This window comes from Pseudomonas protegens (genome assembly GCF_003363755.1).
Classification (GTDB): Bacteria; Pseudomonadota; Gammaproteobacteria; order Pseudomonadales; family Pseudomonadaceae; genus Aquipseudomonas; species Aquipseudomonas danubii.
This window is the reverse complement of record NZ_CP031396.1, coordinates 2,590,396-2,609,449: the sequence shown is the minus strand read 5'-3', so window position 1 is coordinate 2,609,449 and position 19,054 is coordinate 2,590,396. Positions and strand designations below refer to the sequence as shown.

Below are 19,054 nucleotides of genomic sequence, written 5' to 3'. Positions count from 1 at the left end.
ACGGCTCAGAAGCGGAAGCGCACCACCAGGTTCTGCAGGCCGGCCGCCAGGTGCGACAGCTCCTGGCTGGTGGCGTTGGTGCGCGTGGCGGCATCGGCGCTTTCCAGGGACAGGTCGCGGATGTTCAGCAGATTGCGGTCCACTTCACGGGCCACCTGGGCCTGTTCTTCCGAGGCACTGGCGATCACCAGGTTGCGCTCGTGGATCTGCTCCATGGCCCGGGTGATTTCCCCCAGGGCCAGCCCGGCCTGTTCGGCGATGGACAGGGTCTGGGCCACCCGCTGACTGTTGCCGTGCATCGACTGCACCACGCTGTCGGTGTCGCCCTGGACCCGGCCGATCATCTGTTCGATTTCCTGGGTCGACTGCTGGGTGCGATGGGCCAGGGCCCGCACTTCGTCTGCCACTACGGCAAAACCACGCCCGGCTTCACCAGCCCGCGCGGCCTCGATGGCGGCGTTCAGGGCCAGCAGGTTGGTCTGTTCGGCGATGGCGCGGATCACGTCCAGCACCTTGCCGATTTCCCGTGACTGCTCGGCCAGGGTCTGCACTTGCTGCAGGGCGGTGCCGACATCGCTGCTCATGGCCTGGATCGAGTCCAGGGTCTCGATCACCCGGGTCTGTCCCTGGGCGGCCTGGGCGGTGGATTGGCGGGTGGTGTCGGAGGTGGACACCGCGTTGCGCGCCACTTCCTCGACGGCCGCGGTCATCTCGTTGACCGCGGTGGCCGCTTGCTCGATTTCGTTGTGTTGCTGCTGCAGGCGGCTGGAGTCCTGGTGGGTGCTCTGGCTCATCTGTTGCGCGGCGGCGGCCAGTTGGGTCGAGGTGCTGCTGATCAGTTGCAGGGTTTCACGCAGGCTGGCCTGCATGCTGGCCAGGGCCTTGAGCAGGCGCGCGGTTTCATCGCTGCCCTCGCTGTGGATCGGGCGGCTGAGATCACCGGCGGCCACTTGCTCGGCCACGCCCACGGCCTGGCGGATGGGCATGACGATGCTGCGAATCAGCAGCCAGGCCAGGCACAGGGTCAGCAGGGCGACGGCGATCAGGGCGCCGATCACCGTGACTTTGACCTGGGTGTACAGCGCGTCTGCATGCTGGGCCGACTGGCTGACTTCCTCGGCGGTCAGGTTCATCAGTTCGGCGAACTGGTCGCCGGTCTGGGTCGAGTAATCCTGGATCCTGCCGTTGAGCAGGGCCGTCATCTCGCTGCTGCGATTGTCCTGGGACAGGGCTTCGTACTGGGCCAGGGCCTGTTGGTAGCTCTTGACCGTGGCGAGGAATGTCTCGTACTGCACCCGGTTGTGATCGCCCACCAGCGGCGCGAACCTGGCCAGGGCCTGGTCGAGCCAGGCTTGCACCTGATGCAGGCGGGCAATGGTGCTTTCCAGCACTTTGGGTTCACGGTTGAGGGCCATGCGCAGGCTCAGCACGCGGATGCTCAATACGTAGTCGCGCACTTCTCCCAGGTAGCGGGTGCTGGGCAGGGAAATGTTTTCGGTGTGCTGGCCGGTGGCGCGGACTTCGGCCACTTGCTTGAGGGCGAACAGCCCCTGCAGCAGGACCAGCAGGGCAATCACGCCGAAGCTGATCACGGCGCGTTTGGCGATGCTCAGGTTACCCAGCGTCATGGGACGATCTCCGAGTGTGGAAAAACAAAAGGGGGGAGGGTGGCGATAAAAAAAACGCAGGCCCTGGGCGGGCCTGCGTGAAAGGAGCATCAGTCTTCTACGTGAGGAATCTTGCGCGGGGCCATGAAGTACATCCAGGTCAGGGCGAGGAAGTACATGGCCGGGATCAGGGTGAACAGCAGGGTGTAGTTGTTGTTGGTGACGGTGAGGATGTGGCCGACGATCTGGGTCATGAACATGCCGCCGATGGCCGCGCACATGCCGCCAAAGCCGAACACGGTGCTCATCATGTGCTTGGGCGTGTAGTCCATCACCAGGCTCCAGATGTTGGCGGTCCAGGCCTGGTGGGCACCGATCCCCAGGGAGATGGCGAACACGGCCAGCCACAGGTTGGCGGTGCCGGCGGCCATGATCACGCCGATGATGCAGCAGGCGAACAGGAACATCGACAGCAGCCGCGCCTTGATCGGGTTCATGCCGCGTCCGATCAGGAACGAGGAGAGGATGCCGCCACCGACGCTGCCGAAGTCGGCGGTCAGGTAGATGATGATCAGCGGGATGCCCATCTGGGTGACGTTGATTCCCAGGTTGTACTGCTGGTTGAGGAACGGCGGCAGCCAGTACAGGTAGAACCAGAACACCGGCGCGGTCAGCGAGTAGGCCAGGGCGAAGGCCCAGGTGCCGCGCATGCGCAGGATGCGGCTGAAGGGCACGCGGGTCGGCTCGGGTTCCACCTGTTGCTGGATATAGGCCAGTTCCGAGGCTTTGACGCTGGGGTGATCTTCCGGGTTGAAGTACTTCAGGCCCCAGAACAGCAACCAGACGCCGCCCAGTGCCGCCATACACAGGAACGCCGCTTGCCAGCCCCAGGCGTGGAGGATCAACGGCAGCAGCATGGGGGTGAACATAGCGCCGACGTTGGTCCCGGCGTTGAAGATGCCGGTGGCTACCGCGCGTTCGCCGGCCGGGAACCACAGGCGCGTGGTCTTCACGCAGGCCGGGTAGTTGGCGGCTTCAGTGAGCCCGAGAATGAAGCGGCAAACCATGAAGCCTGCCGCCGAAGTGGCCAGGCCATGGGCGCCGGTGGCCAGGCTCCAGAGCAGCACGGCGAAGAAGAACACCCGTTTCACGCCGACTCGGTCGATCAGGCGCCCTTGCAGCACGAAGCCCACGGCGTAACCGACCTGGAACCAGAAGTTGATATTGGCGTAGTCCATCGCCGTCCAGTTCATTTCCTTGGCCAGGATCGGCTGCATCACGCCCAGTGCGGCGCGATCGATGTAGTTCAGGGTGGTGGCGAAGAACACCAGGGCGAGCATGCCCCAGCGGGTCTTGCCGACGGCCATGGCGCCGCGGATCTTGTCGCCGATGCCGCCGGCAACACTGAGGCTCGGGGCGATGCGAGAGCTTTGGGAAGGAATCATATAGGCCATCCGTTCAGTGACTGACGAGCCAGGGCTCGTCGGAACTCAAGGGCGCGTGATCAATCGTCAGCGAGGGCATGAGCGCCAGGGACTGGGTGATTGATCGGCTGGTTTGGTTCGTCGAGCCGTTAATTGCGGGCCGGCGAACGCCATCGGTACGACGATCCGCTCAGGGCAGTAGCGGGTCGTGATCCAGGGTGCCGATTGAGGCCGTTCCAGGCGCGAGCCAAAGGGATGAGCAGCAGGGCGGGGCGTTGAGTGCAAGCATGAGGATGTACCCGATTTTTAAAATTTTTATGGTGTGTTCTGGGTCTGGGTGATTGAAGCCACGGTTTCTTGGGGCGGCTCAATGTGCTGTCGATGGTGCGCAGTGGCTGAAAAATCGTCAATTCGCCAAGCGGCTTTTTGTTCGATAATCGAACACAAAACTAACTGGTTCGTACACTTTAAATCATGCTGTGGAATAATCCGCAACATCGAATAAAAGGCTCGGGTGCCACCGGCCGTCATCCCCCGGGAGTTCAATCATGCAGCGTTCCATTGCCACCGTTTCCTTGAGCGGCACCCTGCCGGAAAAACTCGAAGCCATCGCCGCCGCCGGCTTCGATGGGGTGGAGATTTTCGAGAACGACCTTCTCTATTACGACGGTAGCCCTCGGGAAATCAGGCAGATGTGCGCCGACCTGGGGATCGCCATCACCCTGTTCCAGCCATTCCGGGATTTCGAGGGCTGCCGCCGCGATCGCCTGTCGCGCAACCTGGAACGTGCCGAACGCAAGTTCGACTTGATGCAGGAGCTGGGCACCGACCTGGTGCTGGTGTGCAGCAACGCCCAGGCCGACAGCCTCGGGGACCGGCAGATTCTCATCGATGATTTGCACCTGTTGGCCGAACGGGCCGCGCTGCGCGGCTTGCGCATCGGCTACGAAGCCCTGGCCTGGGGCCGTCACGTGAATACCTATCAACAGGTCTGGGACATCGTGCGCAGCGCCGATCACCCCAACCTCGGGGTGTTGCTGGACAGCTTCCATACCCTGTCGCTCAAGGGCGACCCGGCGGCGATTGCCGAGATTCCCGGGGACAAGATCTTCTTCGTGCAGATGGCCGATGCGCCGATCCTGGCCATGGATGTACTGGAGTGGAGCCGGCATTTCCGCTGTTTTCCGGGCCAGGGCGAGTTCGATCTGCCGGGCTTTCTGGCGCCGATCATCAAGAGCGGCTACACCGGGCCGCTGTCCCTGGAAATCTTCAACGACGGCTTTCGCGCCGCGCCGCCGCGGGCCAATGCCGCCGACGGCTTGCGCTCCTTGCTGTACCTGGAGGAGAAGACCCGCGAGCGCCTGCTGCAGGAGGCGCAGCCGGTGGCCAACCTGGACACGCTGTTCGCCCCGCCAGCGGTTGAAGCCTATGGCGGCACCGAGTTCCTTGAGTTCGCGGTGGACGATGCCCTGGGCGCCAAGCTGGGGAGCTGGCTGGAACGCCTGGGTTTTGCCAAGGCCGGACAGCATCGTTCCAAGAACGTGAGCCTGATGCGCCAGGGCGATATCAACCTGATCCTCAACTCCGAGCCCTATTCCTTCGCCCACAGCTTCTTCGAGGCCCATGGCCCTTCGGTGTGTGCCACGGCCATCCGGGTCAAGGACAGCGCCAAGGCTCTGGAGCGGGCGGTGGCCTACAAGGGCCAGCCTTATCGCGGGCTTGTAGGCCCCAACGAGCTGGAACTGGCGGCGGTGCGCGAGCCCGATGGCAGCCTGATCTATCTGGTGGACCCGCAGCAGGGCGGCCAGCACCTGTACGACACCGACTTCAACATGCATGACGGTGTGCAGGCCAAGGGCGGCCTCAAGCGTATCGACCACATGGCCATGGCCCTGCCGGCGGACAGCCTCGACAGTTGGGCGCTGTTCTACAAGAGCCTGCTGGATTTCGAGGCCGATGATGAAGTGGTGCTGCCCGATCCTTATGGCCTGGTGAAAAGCCGCGCCCTGCGCAGCCGTTGCAGCTCGATCCGCTTGCCGCTGAACATCTCGGAGAACCGCAACACCGCGATCTCCCACGCGCTGTCCAGTTATCGTGGTAGCGGGGTGCATCACATTGCCTTCGACTGCGACGACCTTTTTGCCGAGGTCAGCCGGGCCAAGCAGGCCGGAGTGCCGCTGCTGGATATTCCGCTCAATTACTACGACGACCTGGCGGCGCGTTTTGATTTCGACGACGAGTTTCTCAGCGAACTGGCCTACTACAACGTCCTGTATGACCGCGATGCCCAGGGCGGCGAGCTGTTTCACGTCTACACCGAACCGTTCGAGGGGCGGTTCTTCTTCGAGATCATCCAGCGCAAGAACGGCTACGCCGGCTATGGTGCGGCCAACGTTGCGGTGCGTCTGGCGGCCATGGCCAAGTCTCGCAGTGGCGCGGTGCGCCAGGCCAAGTTGTAGCGCATTGGTAACCGGAGGCGGTAATCCACCGCCTCTGTGCTTTCTTTCGCGACTGGACGCGGCCCATAATCGCCCGCGTGTTCAGTGATGGCCGTGAGCCCAGAATGACAATGACCAGTGAACGCTCGATTGCGTCCGATGAGCCTGCTCTCGAACCGCGCAAGAGTCGCAAGAACAACCCGGAAAAAACCCGCGAGAACATCCTTCAAGAAGCCATTGTCGAGTTCGTCCAGCAGGGACTTTCCGGTGCGCGGGTGGATGCGATCGCCGAGCGCATCCATACCTCCAAGCGCATGATCTATTACTACTTCGGCAGCAAGGAGCAGCTGTACGTCGAAGTCCTGGAAAAACTCTACGGCGATATCCGCAGCACCGAGAGCCGCCTGCATCTGGCCGAGCTGGCGCCGCGGGAGGCGATTCGCCGGCTGGTGGAGTTCACCTTCGACCACCACGACCGCAATGTCGATTTCGTGCGTATCGTCAGCATCGAGAACATCCACAAGGGCGAGTACGTCAAGCAGTCCGGCGTGATCAAGGCGATGAACAACACCATCCTCCATGCCCTGGGCGAGATCCTTGAGCGCGGTGCGCAGGAAGGCGTGTTCCGCAGCGGCCTGGACCCGCTGGACGTGCATTTGCTGATCAGCTCGTTCTGTTTCTATCGGGTGTCGAACCGTCATACCTTTGGCGAGATCTTCCAGATCGACCTGCCGGACGAAGCCATCAAGCAGCGGCACCGGGAAATGATCTGCGAATCGGTGCTGCGCTACCTGCAGGCCTGACCCGGAGCTTTAGGGCCGGGTTGGCTTGTCAGGCGCTGGCTTGCTGGCGAAAGCGTCCGTAAGATCGCCTCGCCACCCCGGCTCTCGCATCATCCCCCACGACAAGGAAGGCACCATGGGTAACCCCGTCCCAACGCTTAAAATCATCCTGATCCTGATGATCGTCGTTGACTCGTTCTGGTTCGGTGAGCGCCTGCTGTCCCTGACCGGTTTCAGCGTGTTCGACTGGCTGCCGAGCTCGCTGATCAATGTAGTGGGCCTGTTCGGCAGTCTGCTGATGATTCTCTTCAACGTGCTGTTGATCGGCCTGCTCGCGCGCCTGCAGCTCAAGCCCGAGTAAACGCAGTACCTGTAGCCGCTGCCGAAGGCTGCGAACGAGCCGCAGGCTCGCCAGCGTCCTGACGGATGCCGAGGCCCCTGCGGGGCCTGTCGCAGCCTGCGGCAGCGGCTACAGGCGTATTTCAGCCATTCATGCTGTGGAAGTGCGCCAGCATGCGTTGCGGGTCGGCGCTCTGACCGCTGAACAGCTCGAACGCCTTGACCGCCTGGAACACCGCCATGGTGCCGCCGTCCAGGGTTCGGCAACCCAGGGCGCGGGCATTGCGCAGCAGCTCGGTTTCCAGTGGGAAGTAGACGATCTCGGCGACCCACAGCTCCGCCCGCAGCAGTTCCACCGGCACCGGCGTGCCCGGCAGCTTGGCCATGCCCATGGGCGTGGTGTTCACCAGGCCGTCGGCGCTCGCCAGGGTGCTGGGCAGGTCGGTGCCGGCCTTGGCCCGACCGGCGCCGAAATGCTGGTTGAGGTTGTCCGCCAGGCTCTGCGCCCGCTGGTTTTCCACATCGAAAATGCTCAGTTGCTCCACACCCTCACTGAGCAGAGCGTGGGCCACTGCCGCTCCGGCGCCGCCGGCCCCCATCTGCACCACGTGCCGCCTGGCCACGCCTTGCAGACCGCGCCGGAACCCTTCGGCAAACCCCAGGCAGTCGGTGTTGTGACCGACCCGTTTGCCGTCCTTGAGGACCACGGTGTTGACCGCGCCGATGCCGCGAGCTTCCGGGGACAGTTCGTCCAGTAGCGGCAAGATGCTCTGCTTGCAGGGAAAGGTGATGTTCAGGCCGGTGAAGTTCATCCGTTCGGCGGCGCTGAGCAGGTCGGGCAGGGCGCTGCTGTCGAGCCCCAGCTGGTCCAGATCGATCAGCCGGTACAGGTAGCGCAGGCGTTGCGCGTCGCCTTCGTGTTCATGCAGGGCCGGGGTGCGTGAAGCCTGGATGCCGGCGCCGATCAGTCCGGCGAGTACGCCTGTATGGCCTGTCATAGACCTTGCTCCTTGAACCGCAGGCTGAAGTGTTCCAGCGCCAGGCGATAGCCGTGGCTGCCAAAGCCGCACATCACCGCCAGGGCAATACCCGAGACAAAGGAGTGATGGCGGAAGGGTTCGCGGGCGTGGACGTTGGACAGGTGCACTTCGATCACCGGCAGTTCACTGGCCACCAGCGCATCGCGGATCGCCACCGAGGTGTGGGTCCAGGCGGCGGGGTTGATCACGATGCCGGCGCAGCGCCCGCGGGCGGCGTGGATCCAGTCGAGCAATTCGCCTTCGTGGTTGGTCTGGCGAAACTCCACGGCCAGGCCCAGTTCCTCGGCGGCACGGCCGCACAAGGCCGAGACATCGGCCAGGGTTTCGTGGCCGTAAGTGGCAGGTTCACGGCTGCCGAGCAGGTTCAGGTTCGGGCCGTTAAGCACCAGAACGATAGGACGCATGGGGGTAGATCTCCGTTGTTATTGTCAGCCTCGGGAGCGGGTACGAGGCACTGGGGAGGTAAATTGTACTAACTGGTTAATTTGGTCAATTGATGGCCGAGAGCGGAACCCGGGAAGGCTGATTAAGTGTTCGATAACCGAACGCTGTTATGGGCGATGGCCGTGGCGAGGCCTTGCCCGGCAATAAATGCTGACGACTTTGCGGCTGCCCGGAGGCCTTCCTGACCTTCTCCGGGACTAACCTCAAGCAGGTCACCTCACTTGGATGGCGGTCGTTGGAGTGCCCGTTTTCGCTTCAGCTTCTGGCACAACGGTGTCGAGCTCTGGGACGTTGTCCCCCATGGCCGTCGCCCGGCACTGGCAGTCCTTGAAGGCTTGCGCCAGGCCTTGAAGCAACGGGTGCATCTGGCTCGGCGTATCGGGTGGAGCAAGCTGCGCACCTTGTGCCTTGAGCAGCAGTTGTGGGATTGGCAAGCGAACGCCGTGGTGGAAGGTTCAAGCGCCGGCTGCAGGGTGTACCTGATCGAGTCAGCGCACTACGAGGAACAACGAAACCTGACTCGCCTGACCCTGGTGGGTGCGGCGCAAGGAGTGGAGATCGAACTATGAAAGTCGTCAAAGCAGCGGTGCCCGTCGATGTGCCCTTGACCCAGGAGCAGCTGGATCAAGCGGTCGAACGTGGTGAGGCGCGTCACGACGCGGGTTTGCAAGTCAGTACCTTGAGCTATGCGGCCGGGTGCCTGTGCCTGGGCTTTGCCGATGGCAGCTCGATTCATTTGCCTGTGGACAACTATCCGGAGCTGGCGGCGCTGAGCGACACCCAGTTGCAGCAACTGCAGCTGGGCTTTTCCGCCACGGCGGTGTGCCATGAGGCCCTGGACCTGCAGGTGTCGATGGTCGGGCTGCTGTCGGCCAGCGAGCCGCTGATGAAACTGGCGACCCAGTTGGTCGCCTCCCGCAACGGTCGGCAAAGCAGCGCGGCCAAGGCTCGGGCGGCGCGCCTGAACGGCAAGAAGGGCGGCCGGCCGCGCAAGGTCGAGGTGCCAGCCTAGGTCCTGGAAAGCGGCTGGTAGCTGGTGTAAGCGATCGCTAATGAATACTGATATCAATTGAAAATCATTCTCGACTGACCGTAAGATGCCGGCAATTTCCTTCATGTTCCAGGGAGTCGGTTTGTCGGACGTGGATCTCAAGGGACTGTTTCTCAAGCATGCCGCGACCTTGCGTGGGTACCTGGCGCGCAAGGTACGGGACCCGCAGTTGGCCGCAGATCTGGTGCAGGAGAGTTTTCTGCGGCTGGCCGAGCAAACGCGCGGTGAGCGGATCGACAACTCCCAGGGCTATCTCTACCGCACGGCGAACAACCTGCTGATCGACCATGTACGTCAGGAGGCGCGGCGCAAGACCGAGACCGTGCCCCATGAAGTGCTGGCCGACATCGAGGATGAGGCGGCCGGGTTGGAGGCTCAGGCGATGGCGCAACAACAGCGCAAGGCACTGAAACAGGCGATCACGGAGCTGCCTGCGCGCACTCAGGAAATCTTCCGCCTGAACCGTATCGAAGGCATGACCCACGCCGAGGTGGCCCGGCACCTGAATATCTCCGACAGCTCGGTGCAAAAGCACCTGTCCCGGGCGCTGGCTTATGTGATGCAACGCCTGCAGGCTACCGACGGTCGGCCGGTTGACCAGTGAGTTACGGTAAAAGTCGGGGTCAGACGTCACTGCTTATATATAACGAGAAATCGAGATTCACACGTGAATAGCCAGGGTCCGCAAGAGCGCAGTATCACCGAGGCCGCCGCCGATTGGGCGGTGCGTTTGCACGCGGGAGGCCTGAGCGCCACCGAGCAGGCGCAGCTTGCCCAATGGCAGGCCGAGGACCCGCGTCATCCCCAGGCTCTGGTGTTTGCCCGGCAGACCTGGGAGGCCTTGGGCGAGCTGCGCCTGGACCCCGAGCTGGCGGCCACTGCCCCACCAAGACGCCAGGTGGAACGGCCTGCGGCGACAATACAGCGCCCGCGCCGTCGACGCCGGCTGGTGCGGGTCGCCAGTGCGGCCATGCTGGTTCTGGCGGTGGCCCTGGGCTGGCTGCAAGGGCCGCAGGCACTGCTGTACCTGCAGGCCGACTACCAGACCGGCAAGGGCGAGGTGCGCACCGTGCAACTGGCCGATGGCAGCCAAGTGGAGCTGGACTCGAGCAGCGCCATTCGCCTGGATTACAGCGGCGACAAGCGTCAGATCCAATTGCTGGCCGGCTCCGCAGTGTTTGATGTGGCGCCCATGGTCGGTGAGGAGCAACGACCTTTCATCGTGCACAGCGCTAGCGGCCAGACCCGGGCCCTGGGCACCCGTTTTGTGGTCGGGCGCGAGAGCGATCAACAAGCCTGGGTTGGGGTGTTGCAGCACAGTGTCGCCGTGAGCCTGGATACCCCGGCGCAACGCGGCGTTTCCGAGCGGGTTCTGCAAGAGGGACAGAGCGTGCGCTATGACTCGCAGTCGGGGGTGGTGGCACTTGATGGGCTCGACCTGCAGCGCGCCACCAGTTGGCGGCGCGGCGTCCTGGTGTTCGACCGCCAGCCCCTGAGCGCGGTAGTGGAGCGCCTCAATCGCTATCGATCCGGGCGAGTGGTGCTGGCCAACAGTGCCCTGGCCCAGCGTCAGGTCAGCGGTGTATTCCGTCTGGATATGCTCGACGCGGCCCTGGTCACCCTCACCCAGGAGTTGCAGGTGCAGCGTTTCGACCTGGCCGGCGTCAGCCTGATTTATTGAGGCCTGCGGGCCTTTTTTCACCTTCGGCGAAAAATAACTGAAAAAACCTTACTGAGTTTTCCTGCCTGGCACGTCTAGCTAATTGAGATGCATTCGCATGCACTAAAAGTAGCCAGCGCAGGAATCAGGAACATGAGGTTAGGCAGTCGCACTGGAATTCACGCCGCAAGTCGTCTGGCCCTGGCCATTCACTTGGGCGTAGCAGGGCTGTTGGCAGGAGGCGGTTTGTTGCACGCAGCAGAGCCCGTGGGCCTAGCCCCGCAGAGTGCTCAGCAACCACGCGAACTGGATTTCGATATCCCTGCCCAGGCCCTCGGCAGTGCGGTGCTGTCTTTTGCCGAGCAGGCCGGGGTACAGGTGCTGTTCGACAGTTTGCGCCTGCATGGCTTGCACAGCTCGCCGCTCAAGGGCCGCTACAGCGCCGAGGAAGGACTGGCCCGGCTGCTGGGCAATGCGCCGGTGGAGTACCGCTTTAGCGGCGAGCGCCAGGTGACCCTGAGTCGGGTGGAAACCGGACGTGATGGCGCCCTGGCCTTGGTCCCCACCACGATTTCCGGTGACCTTGAAGGGCGGCAGAGCGATTGGGTGTACAACGCGCCACGCTCGGTGAGCGTGGTCGGGCGCGAGCAACTTGATCGCAATCCACCGCGGCATGCCGCCGAAATGCTGGAGGAAACCTCCGGCGTGTATTCGGCGCTCAGCCAGCAGGACCCGGGCGTGTCGGTGAACATCCGCGGTATCCAGGACTATGGTCGGGTCAACATGTCGGTGGACGGCATGCGCCAGAACTATCAGCAGAGCGGCCACCAGCAGCGCAACGGAACGCTCTATGTCGACCCCGAGCTGCTCTCCGAAGTGGTGGTAGAGAAGGGCGCCACCTCCACCATGGGCGGCGCCGGCGTCATTGGCGGGGTTGCCAACTTTCGCACCATCGAGGCCCGTGACCTGCTCAAGCCCGGCCAGGAGATCGGTGGTCGAATTCGCCTGACCACCGGCTTGGGCGGCCGCCGCAACGGCACCCACTTCATCGGCAGTTCCGCCTTCGCCATCGGCACCGAAGTCTGGGACATGCTGCTGGCCGCCAGTGAACGACACCTGGGGGACTACAAGCCGGGGACCCGTGGCGGCATTGGCGAATTGCGCACCGGCAGCTGGATGGACCCGTCGATCAATGATCGGGTGAAGCATTCCAAGGTGGCCTATTCCGCTTCGGTGATGCGCTCGCGCCTGGTCAAGCTGGGGCTCAACCTGCCCCAGGACCAGCGTCTGCAACTGAGCTACCTGACCACTGAGGTGTCCTACGACGACGCCAACATGATGAACACCGAGAACAAGGATCAGCTCTGGGAAAAGCTCGGCAGCAGCGATGTGCATTCGCAGAACTTCGGCCTCGACTACAGCTACACCCCGGACAACCCGCTGATCGACTTCAAGGCCAAGCTCTATTACGTCGACAACAGCAATGACCAGAGCACCCTGACCCGCCGCAGCAGCCCTGGCTACTCGATCACCTACCAGACCGATACCTATGGCGCCCAGGCACAGAACACGTCGACCTTTGCCCTGGGCGGGCTGTCCACGCTGAAGGCCAACTACGGCCTGGAGTTCTTCTACGACAAGGTCCGCCCCGACTCCAGCCAGCCGGTGCCGAAGGGCTCGGCGGTCAGCGCCTCGCCTGCGGCGAGCATGACCCCCGAGGGCGATCGAGCCCTGGGTAGCCTGTTCACCCGCCTGGACTTCGACTACGACGGTTGGCTGAACCTCAATGCCGGCTTGCGTTACGACCGCTACCGCCTGCGCGGCGAAACCGGAATCAACACCCGCACCTTCGTGATCGGCAAGACGCCCCAGCAAATCTCGGTGCCGGTGGCCTATGACATCGACAACCAGGCAGGGCGCTTCTCGCCGACCTTCGGCCTGTCGGTCAAGCCCGGGGTCGAGTGGCTGCAACTGTTCGCCAGCTATGGCAAGGGCTGGCGGCCACCGGCGGTGACCGAAACCATGATCACCGGACGCCCCCATGGTGGAGGTTCTGAGAGCACCTTTCCCAACCCCTTCCTCAAGCCAGAGCGCTCCACCACCTGGGAAGCGGGGGTCAACGTCTTCAAGGAAAACCTCTGGTTCAACGATGACCGCCTGGGCATCAAGGTGGCCTACTTCGATACCCGGGTCGATGACTTCATCTATATGGCCATGGGCGTGCAGCCCCCGGGCTATGGCTCACCCGGCATCGGCAACAGCGCCTACGTCAACGATCTCAGCAGCACCCGCTTCAAGGGCGTCGAGTACCAGCTCGACTATGACGCCGGTCGCGCCTACGGCCAGCTCAATTACACCCACATGATCGGCGACAACGATTTCTGCATGAAGACCGCCTGGCTGGGAGGGGTGACCCAGCCGGTGAAGAACGGCACAGGGCGGGGCGCGATTGTCACCGGCATGCGTCCCGATGAGGCGGCCAACAATGCCAGCCGCTGCAACGCCGCGATCCTCGGTTCGGCCGAACACATGCCCATGGACCGCGGCACCCTGACCCTGGGCGCGCGCTTTTTCGAACGCAAACTGGATATTGGTGCCCGGGCCCGCTACAGCGCCGGCTACTCGATCGCCGGCTCGGCGACCGGCACCGTGAGCCAGACCGGCGTCTACCCGGCCGACTGGAAGCCCTACACCGTCTACGACCTGTATGGCAGCTACCGCGCCACTGAAGAACTGACCCTGCGCCTGGCCATGGAAAACGTCACCGACCGCGCCTACCTGGTGCCCCTCGGCGATGTCCTGGCCTTCACCCTCGGCCGTGGCCGCACCTTGCAGGGCACCGTGGAATATCAGTTCTGACCGCTTTTGCCCATTGAAGGGCAAAACCGCAGCAGGCACTGGCGTGCTGCGGACCTGACCCACCTAATGTATTGGAGTTTTGCATGAGCATTTCGATCTCTTACAGCGCTACCTACGGCGGTAACACTGTTGCGCAATACCTGACTGACTGGTCGGCCTACTTCGGCGACGTCAACCACCGCCCAGGCGAAGTGGTTGATGGCACCAATACCGGTGGTTTCAACCCGGGCCCGTTCGACGGCACCCAGTACGCCATCAAGAGCACCGCCAGCGACGCCGCCTTCGTGGCCGACGGCAACCTGCATTACACCCTGTTCAGCAACCCGAGCCACACCCTGTGGGGCTCGCTGGACAGCGTTTCCCTGGGCGACACCCTCGCCGGTGGTTCGGGCAGCAACTACCACCTGGTCAGCCAGGAAGTCAGCTTCAGCAACCTGGGCCTCAACAGCCTGAAAGATGAAGGCCGTGCCGGTGAAGTGCACAAGGTGGTCTACGGCCTGATGAGCGGCGACAGCTCGGCGCTGGCCGGCGAGATCGATGCCCTGCTCAAGGCGATCGACCCAAGCCTGTCGGTGAACTCCACTTTCGACGACCTGGCCGCCGCCGGTGTGGCCCACGTCACCCCAGCTGCCGCCGCAGCCGATGTCGGCCTGGTGGGTGTGCAGGACGTGGCCCAGGACTGGGCACTGGCCGCCTGAGTGCTGGCTTGAGGCATAAAAAAGCGAATGCAGGATCGCTCCTCCATTCGCTGGTCTGACTCACCTCCGTCGCCCGAGTTTTCGAAGGCCAGGGCGGCGGCGGTGGCAAATTCTGGGGAGCGCCGGGGTGCCTGTCAACGCACCGGGCGCGCCTCTTGTCGTTCCGCTCTGCCTGAGCGGAAGACCCTGTATCCCTAAACTCTGCACAGGACACCTTGATGAGCAGGCCGAATCCACTTGCCGCTTCCGAGACGCTGGCGGCCCTGACGGCCTACAAGGGCGGCTTCTTCAACATCGGCCTGTTCTCGGCGGTGATCAATTTGCTGATGCTGGCCCCGGCCCTGTACATGCTGCAGGTCTACGACCGGGTGCTGGCCTCGGGCAATCAGATGACCCTGTTGATGCTGACGCTGATGATCCTCGGCCTGTTCGGCCTGATGGGGGCGTTGGAGTGGGTGCGCAGCCAGGTGGTGATCCACCTCGGCACCCAGATGGACATGCGCCTGAACCAGCGGGTGTATGACGCGGCGTTCGAGGCCCAGCTCAAGGGCAGCCCCCAGGCCGCCGGCCAGGCCTTGAATGACCTGACCGCGCTGCGCCAGTTCGCCACCGGCAATGCCTTGTTCGCCTTCTTCGACGCGCCCTGGTTCCCGGTCTATCTGCTGGTGATCTTCCTCTTTCACCCCTGGCTCGGTCTGTTGGCCCTGTGCGGTGCGCTGCTGTTGGTGGCGCTGGCCTGGATCAACCAGCATATCTGCCAGGCACCGCTGGCCCAGGCCAGCCAGTTGTCGATCATCACCAGCCAGCAGGCCACGGCCAACCTGCGCAACGCCGACGCCATCGAAGCCATGGGCATGCTCGGCGCGCTGCGCGAGCGCTGGTTCGTCGGTCACCAGGGCTTTCTCGCTCAGCAGAACCTGGCCAGTGAAAAGACCGCCACTATCAGCGCCTGGTCCAAGGGCGTGCGCATGGCCTTGCAGTCCCTGGTATTGGGCCTGGGCGCGTGGCTGGCGGTGCAGGGGCAGATCACTCCGGGGATGATGATCGCCGGCTCGATCCTCATGGGCCGGGTGCTCAGCCCCATCGACCAGTTGATCGCGGTGTGGAAGCAATGGAGCTCGGCGCGCCTGGCCTACGAGCGCTTGTCCGAGCTGTTGCAGGCCAACCCGCCACGGCCGGTGCGCATGAGCCTGCCGACGCCCAAGGGCAAGTTGAGTGTCGAGCAATTGAGTGCCTGTGCCCCGGGAAGTCGCCGTCCGGCCCTGAGCAACCTCGGCTTCACCCTGGAGGCCGGCCAGGTCCTGGGGGTGATCGGCCCTTCCGGTTGCGGCAAGTCCACCCTGGCCCGGCTGTTGGTCGGTGCCTGGACGCCCCTGACGGGAAAGGTGCGCCTGGATGGCGCAGACCTGGCCCAGTGGGACAAGCAGCAACTGGGCCCGCATATCGGCTACCTGCCCCAGGACATCCAACTGTTCGCCGGCAGCATTGCCGAGAACATCGCGCGTTTCGGTCCGCTGGACTCCGATCAGGTCCTGCAGGCTGCGCAAATGGCCGGGGTGCATGAGTTGATCCTGCAACTGCCCCAGGGCTATGACACGCGCCTGGGTGAGGGTGGTGCCGGGCTGTCCGGCGGGCAGCGCCAGCGCATCGGCCTGGCGCGCGCGTTGTACGGCTTGCCGGCGCTGATCGTGCTCGACGAACCCAACTCCAACCTTGATGAAGCTGGCGAACAGGCGCTGCTGCAGGCCATCGGCCAACTCAAGCAACGGCAGCGGACCCTGGTACTGATCACCCACAAACCCAATGTGCTGAGCCTGACCGACCAGCTGATGATCCTGCGCGAAGGCCAGCTGCAAGCCTTCGGCCCGACGGCGCGGGTGCTGGAAGCGAACCAGAAGGCCAAGGCCGCGCCGCCGCCCGCGGTACCGGTGAGCAATCCGGTGACCAGCCTGAACATGAATTACCGACTGGGCGTGGCCGGCGGCGAAGGGAAGAAAGCATGAACGCGAGGTTATCCACAGGCCGCACGGCGCCTGCCCCAGGGCCCGCAGCGAACAATGTGTTGGTCCTGGACGAAAGGAAGTATTCACGCCTCGGCTGGCTCCTGGTGCTGGGAGGCTTTGCCGGGTTTATCGGCTGGGCCGCCCTGGCGCCGCTGGACAAGGGCGTGGCGGTGTCGGGCAAGGTCATGGTCTCGGGCCATCGCAAGACCGTGCAGCACCAGAGCGGCGGCATCGTCGAGCGGATCGAGGTCAAGGAGGGCGACCGGGTCAGCACCGGGCAGGTGTTGCTGCGCCTCAACGAGACCCCGCTGCGCACCCAGATGCAGTCCTTGCGCAGTCAGTACCTGGGTTCCCTGGCCAGCGAAGCGCGACTCAATGCCGAGCGCGATGGCGCCAGCGAGATCGTCTTCGATCCACAGCTCCAGGCCTTGGCGAGCGAACCTGAGGTGGCCGCCAGCCTGGCCCTGCAACGACAGCTGTTCAGCAGTCGGCGCCAGGCCCTGAGCATGGAGCAACAGGGCATTGCCGAGACCATTGCCGGCTCCGAAGCGCAGTTGCGCGGTACCCGGGATTCCCAGGCCAGCAAGCGGCAACAGCGCAGTGCCTTGAACGAACAATTGCAGGGCCTGCGGGAGCTGGCCCGGGACGGCTACATCCCACGCAATCGCCTGCTGGACAGCGAACGCCTGTACGCGCAGATCGACGGCTCGATCGCCGAGGACTTCGGCCGCATCGGCCAGTTGCAGCGGCAGATCCTCGAACTGCGCCTGCGCATCCGCCAGTCCTCCGAGGATTTCCAGAAAGACCTGCGCAGCCAGTTGGCCGACACCCGGATTCGCACCGAAGACCTGCGCAATCGCCTGGCCTCCGCCGAGTTCGAACTGGCCAACAGCCAGGTGCGCGCCCCGGCTGCCGGTGTGGTGGTGGGCCTGGAGGTGTACACCGAGGGCGGGGTGATCAAGCCGGGCCAGCCGCTGATGGACATCGTGCCCCAGGACGAGCCGCTGCTGGTGGAGGCGCGGGTGCCGGTGCAACTGGTGGACAAGGTGCACCCGGGGCTGCCCGTGGAACTGATGTTCTCGGCCTTCAACCAGAGCACCACGCCGAGGGTGCCGGGGGAGGTGACCCTGGTGTCCGCCGATCGCCAGGTCGACGAACGTACCGAAGAGCCCTATTACACCTTGCGCGCCACGGTCAGCGCCGAAGGCATGCAGCAGTTGCAGGGCTTGCAGATCCGTCCGGGAATGCCGGTGGAGGCCTTTGTCCGTACCGGCGAGCGCTCGATGCTCAACTACCTGTTCAAGCCGTTGCTGGACCGGACCCATATGGCGTTGGTGGAAGAATGACTCGCGCCTTTTGCTTCCTCGCGCTGCTGTGCCTGCTGAGCAGCCCGTCGGCCCTGGCCCTGGGTTTGCTCGATGCCTACGATCTGGCTCTGCGTAACGACCCGACCTTCCAGGCGGCGATCAAGGAGCGCGATGCCGGTGAAGAGAACCGGGCCATCGGCCGTGCCGGGCTGTTGCCGAACCTGTCCTGGAGCTACAACAATTCGCGCAACCAGTCCGAGGTGACCCAGGACACGGTTCGTGGCGATGTCACCACCGATCGTGACTACCGCAGCTACGCCTCGACCCTGACCCTGCAACAGCCACTGCTGGACTACGAGGCCTATGCGCGCTATCGCCAGGGCTCGGCCCAGGCGCTGTTTTCCGACGAGCGTTTTCGCGGCAAGAGCCAGGAACTGGCGGTGCGCCTGCTCAGTGCCTACAGCCAGGCGCTGCTGGCCCAGGAGCGCATCGAGCTGAGCCGGGCACAGAAGCGCGCCTACGCCGAACGCTTGCAGCTCAATGAACGTCTGCTCAAGGGCGGCGAGGGCACCCGCACCGATGTGCTGGAGACCCAGGCCCGTTTGAGCCTGGCCCTGGCGCAAGAGATCGAGGCCCAGGACCAGCAGGATGCGGCCCTGCGCGAGCTGCAAGCCATAGTCGGCGAGCCGTTGCAGATCGACGAGCTGGACCCGCTGACCCGGCAGTTCGAGATCCAGCCGCTGCTGCCCAACCGCTTCGACAGTTGGCGTGACCTGGCCATGGCCAACAACCCTGAACTGGCTTCCCAGCAGCAGGCCCTGCGGGCGGCGGAATACGAAGTGGAGCGCAAGCGCGCCGGGCACCTGCCCAAGATCAGCCTGTACGCCAGCAGCCGGCAGACCCGCTCTGATTCGGAGAGCACCTACAACCAGCAGTACGACACCAACACCGTGGGTATCCAGGTCAGCCTGCCGCTGTTTGCCGGTGGTTCGGTCTCGGCCTCGACCCGCCAGGCGGCCAGTCAGCTGTCCCAGGCGCAATATGAACTGGATGCGCAAACCGCCAACACCCTCAACCAGCTGCGCAAGCAGTTCAACCTCAACACCAGTGCGGCGGCCAAGGTCCGCGCCTATGAAATGGCCGTCAGCTCAGCCGAGGCCCTGGTGACCGCGACCCGCAAAAGCGTGCAGGGTGGCGAGCGGGTCAACCTCGATGTGCTGGACGCCGAGCAGCAACTGTTCACTGCCCGTCGTGACCTGGCGGATGCCCGGCATGCCTACCTGCTGGCACGGATTGAGCTCAAGTATTACGCCGGCCTGCTCAATGAACAGGACCTGCAGCAACTGGCCGGGTACTTTCAACCCGCGGGCTGACCTTGTAGCCGCTGCCGCAGGCTGCGACC

At 63.9% G+C, this 19,054-nt stretch carries 16 protein-coding genes; 12 read left to right on the top strand and 4 right to left on the bottom strand.

Annotated features, from left to right (window positions below; genetic code table 11):
* Window positions 1–5 precede the first annotated feature (5 nt).
* Window positions 6–1,628 (bottom strand): methyl-accepting chemotaxis protein, encoded by a 1,623-nt coding sequence (locus DWF74_RS11595; RefSeq protein ID WP_115580994.1) that lies wholly within the window; start codon window positions 1,626–1,628, stop codon window positions 6–8.
* An 89-nt stretch (window positions 1,629–1,717) separates the two neighbouring features.
* Entirely contained in the window at window positions 1,718–3,052 is a 1,335-nt protein-coding gene (locus DWF74_RS11590) for an MFS transporter (RefSeq protein WP_115580993.1), read from the bottom strand.
* A 527-nt stretch (window positions 3,053–3,579) separates the two neighbouring features.
* Here DWF74_RS11590 and quiC point away from each other — a divergent pair.
* The 3 genes from quiC to DWF74_RS11575 all read left to right on the top strand — a co-directional run bounded on the left by quiC (window position 3,580) and on the right by DWF74_RS11575 (window position 6,612).
* The gene (gene quiC, locus DWF74_RS11585; protein ID WP_115580992.1) at window positions 3,580–5,490 is read left to right on the top strand and encodes a 3-dehydroshikimate dehydratase QuiC; all 1,911 of its coding nucleotides are present in this window, start codon (window positions 3,580–3,582) and stop codon (window positions 5,488–5,490) included.
* A gap of 104 nt (window positions 5,491–5,594) precedes the next feature.
* Window positions 5,595–6,272, top strand: coding sequence for a TetR family transcriptional regulator (locus DWF74_RS11580; protein WP_115580991.1), 678 nt, complete (start codon window positions 5,595–5,597; stop codon window positions 6,270–6,272).
* Window positions 6,273–6,387: 115 nt separating this feature from the next.
* On the top strand, window positions 6,388–6,612 hold the full coding sequence (locus DWF74_RS11575) for a hypothetical protein (RefSeq protein WP_102865403.1): 225 nt from the start codon (window positions 6,388–6,390) through the stop codon (window positions 6,610–6,612).
* 121 nt (window positions 6,613–6,733) lie between these two features.
* Here DWF74_RS11575 and DWF74_RS11570 read toward each other — a convergent pair whose 3' ends face one another.
* Together DWF74_RS11570 and aroQ are read right to left on the bottom strand one after the other, a co-directional pair.
* Window positions 6,734–7,588, bottom strand: a complete 855-nt coding sequence (locus DWF74_RS11570; protein ID WP_115580990.1) for a shikimate dehydrogenase — start codon at window positions 7,586–7,588, stop codon at window positions 6,734–6,736.
* Window positions 7,585–8,034: a type II 3-dehydroquinate dehydratase gene (gene aroQ, locus DWF74_RS11565; protein WP_102865405.1), complete on the bottom strand. Its 450-nt coding sequence runs from the start codon at window positions 8,032–8,034 to the stop codon at window positions 7,585–7,587. Before aroQ ends, DWF74_RS11570 begins: the two co-directional genes overlap by 4 nt.
* A 261-nt stretch (window positions 8,035–8,295) precedes the next feature.
* On the opposite strand from aroQ, the gene DWF74_RS11560 reads away from it, so the two are divergent.
* The 9 genes from DWF74_RS11560 (at window position 8,296) to DWF74_RS11520 (ending at window position 19,025) form a co-directional block, all read left to right on the top strand.
* A complete protein-coding gene (locus DWF74_RS11560; RefSeq protein WP_102865406.1) occupies window positions 8,296–8,643 on the top strand; it encodes a DUF4160 domain-containing protein in 348 nt (115 codons plus the stop codon).
* Window positions 8,640–9,086, top strand: coding sequence for a DUF2442 domain-containing protein (locus DWF74_RS11555; protein ID WP_115580989.1), 447 nt, complete (start codon window positions 8,640–8,642; stop codon window positions 9,084–9,086). The genes DWF74_RS11560 and DWF74_RS11555 overlap by 4 nt, the downstream gene beginning before the upstream one ends.
* Before the next feature lie 121 nt (window positions 9,087–9,207).
* Window positions 9,208–9,729, top strand: coding sequence for an RNA polymerase sigma factor (locus DWF74_RS11550; protein WP_102865512.1), 522 nt, complete (start codon window positions 9,208–9,210; stop codon window positions 9,727–9,729).
* 63 nt (window positions 9,730–9,792) lie between these two features.
* Window positions 9,793–10,806 carry a FecR family protein gene (locus DWF74_RS11545; RefSeq protein ID WP_115580988.1) on the top strand — a complete coding sequence of 338 codons (1,014 nt, stop codon included), beginning with the start codon at window positions 9,793–9,795 and terminating at the stop codon, window positions 10,804–10,806.
* Between the two features lie 132 nt (window positions 10,807–10,938).
* A complete protein-coding gene (locus DWF74_RS11540) occupies window positions 10,939–13,644 on the top strand; it encodes a TonB-dependent receptor (protein ID WP_115580987.1) in 2,706 nt (901 codons plus the stop codon).
* An 83-nt stretch (window positions 13,645–13,727) separates the two neighbouring features.
* Window positions 13,728–14,342 carry a heme acquisition protein HasA gene (locus DWF74_RS11535; RefSeq protein WP_115580986.1) on the top strand — a complete coding sequence of 205 codons (615 nt, stop codon included), beginning with the start codon at window positions 13,728–13,730 and terminating at the stop codon, window positions 14,340–14,342.
* A 218-nt stretch (window positions 14,343–14,560) separates the two neighbouring features.
* Entirely contained in the window at window positions 14,561–16,345 is a 1,785-nt protein-coding gene (locus DWF74_RS11530) for a type I secretion system permease/ATPase (protein ID WP_115580985.1), read from the top strand.
* Window positions 16,342–17,691, top strand: coding sequence for an HlyD family type I secretion periplasmic adaptor subunit (locus tag DWF74_RS11525; protein WP_115580984.1), 1,350 nt, complete (start codon window positions 16,342–16,344; stop codon window positions 17,689–17,691). Before DWF74_RS11530 ends, DWF74_RS11525 begins: the two co-directional genes overlap by 4 nt.
* Window positions 17,688–19,025: a TolC family outer membrane protein gene (locus DWF74_RS11520; RefSeq protein WP_102865413.1), complete on the top strand. Its 1,338-nt coding sequence runs from the start codon at window positions 17,688–17,690 to the stop codon at window positions 19,023–19,025. Before DWF74_RS11525 ends, DWF74_RS11520 begins: the two co-directional genes overlap by 4 nt.
* Window positions 19,026–19,054 lie beyond the last annotated feature (29 nt).

Bases quoted from the DNA above. Each gene is read 5' to 3' on its own strand.
- DWF74_RS11595 (WP_115580994.1), bottom strand. From the start codon at position 1,628: ATGACGCTGGGTAACCTGAGCATCGCCAAACGCGCCGTGATCAGCTTC.
- DWF74_RS11590 (WP_115580993.1), bottom strand. From the start codon at position 3,052: ATGATTCCTTCCCAAAGCTCTCGCATCGCCCCGAGCCTCAGTGTTGCC.
- quiC (WP_115580992.1), top strand. From the start codon at position 3,580: ATGCAGCGTTCCATTGCCACCGTTTCCTTGAGCGGCACCCTGCCGGAA.
- DWF74_RS11580 (WP_115580991.1), top strand. From the start codon at position 5,595: ATGACAATGACCAGTGAACGCTCGATTGCGTCCGATGAGCCTGCTCTC.
- DWF74_RS11575 (WP_102865403.1), top strand. From the start codon at position 6,388: ATGGGTAACCCCGTCCCAACGCTTAAAATCATCCTGATCCTGATGATC.
- DWF74_RS11570 (WP_115580990.1), bottom strand. From the start codon at position 7,588: ATGACAGGCCATACAGGCGTACTCGCCGGACTGATCGGCGCCGGCATC.
- aroQ (WP_102865405.1), bottom strand. From the start codon at position 8,034: ATGCGTCCTATCGTTCTGGTGCTTAACGGCCCGAACCTGAACCTGCTC.
- DWF74_RS11555 (WP_115580989.1), top strand. From the start codon at position 8,640: ATGAAAGTCGTCAAAGCAGCGGTGCCCGTCGATGTGCCCTTGACCCAG.
- DWF74_RS11540 (WP_115580987.1), top strand. From the start codon at position 10,939: ATGAGGTTAGGCAGTCGCACTGGAATTCACGCCGCAAGTCGTCTGGCC.
- DWF74_RS11535 (WP_115580986.1), top strand. From the start codon at position 13,728: ATGAGCATTTCGATCTCTTACAGCGCTACCTACGGCGGTAACACTGTT.
- DWF74_RS11530 (WP_115580985.1), top strand. From the start codon at position 14,561: ATGAGCAGGCCGAATCCACTTGCCGCTTCCGAGACGCTGGCGGCCCTG.
- DWF74_RS11525 (WP_115580984.1), top strand. From the start codon at position 16,342: ATGAACGCGAGGTTATCCACAGGCCGCACGGCGCCTGCCCCAGGGCCC.
- DWF74_RS11520 (WP_102865413.1), top strand. From the start codon at position 17,688: ATGACTCGCGCCTTTTGCTTCCTCGCGCTGCTGTGCCTGCTGAGCAGC.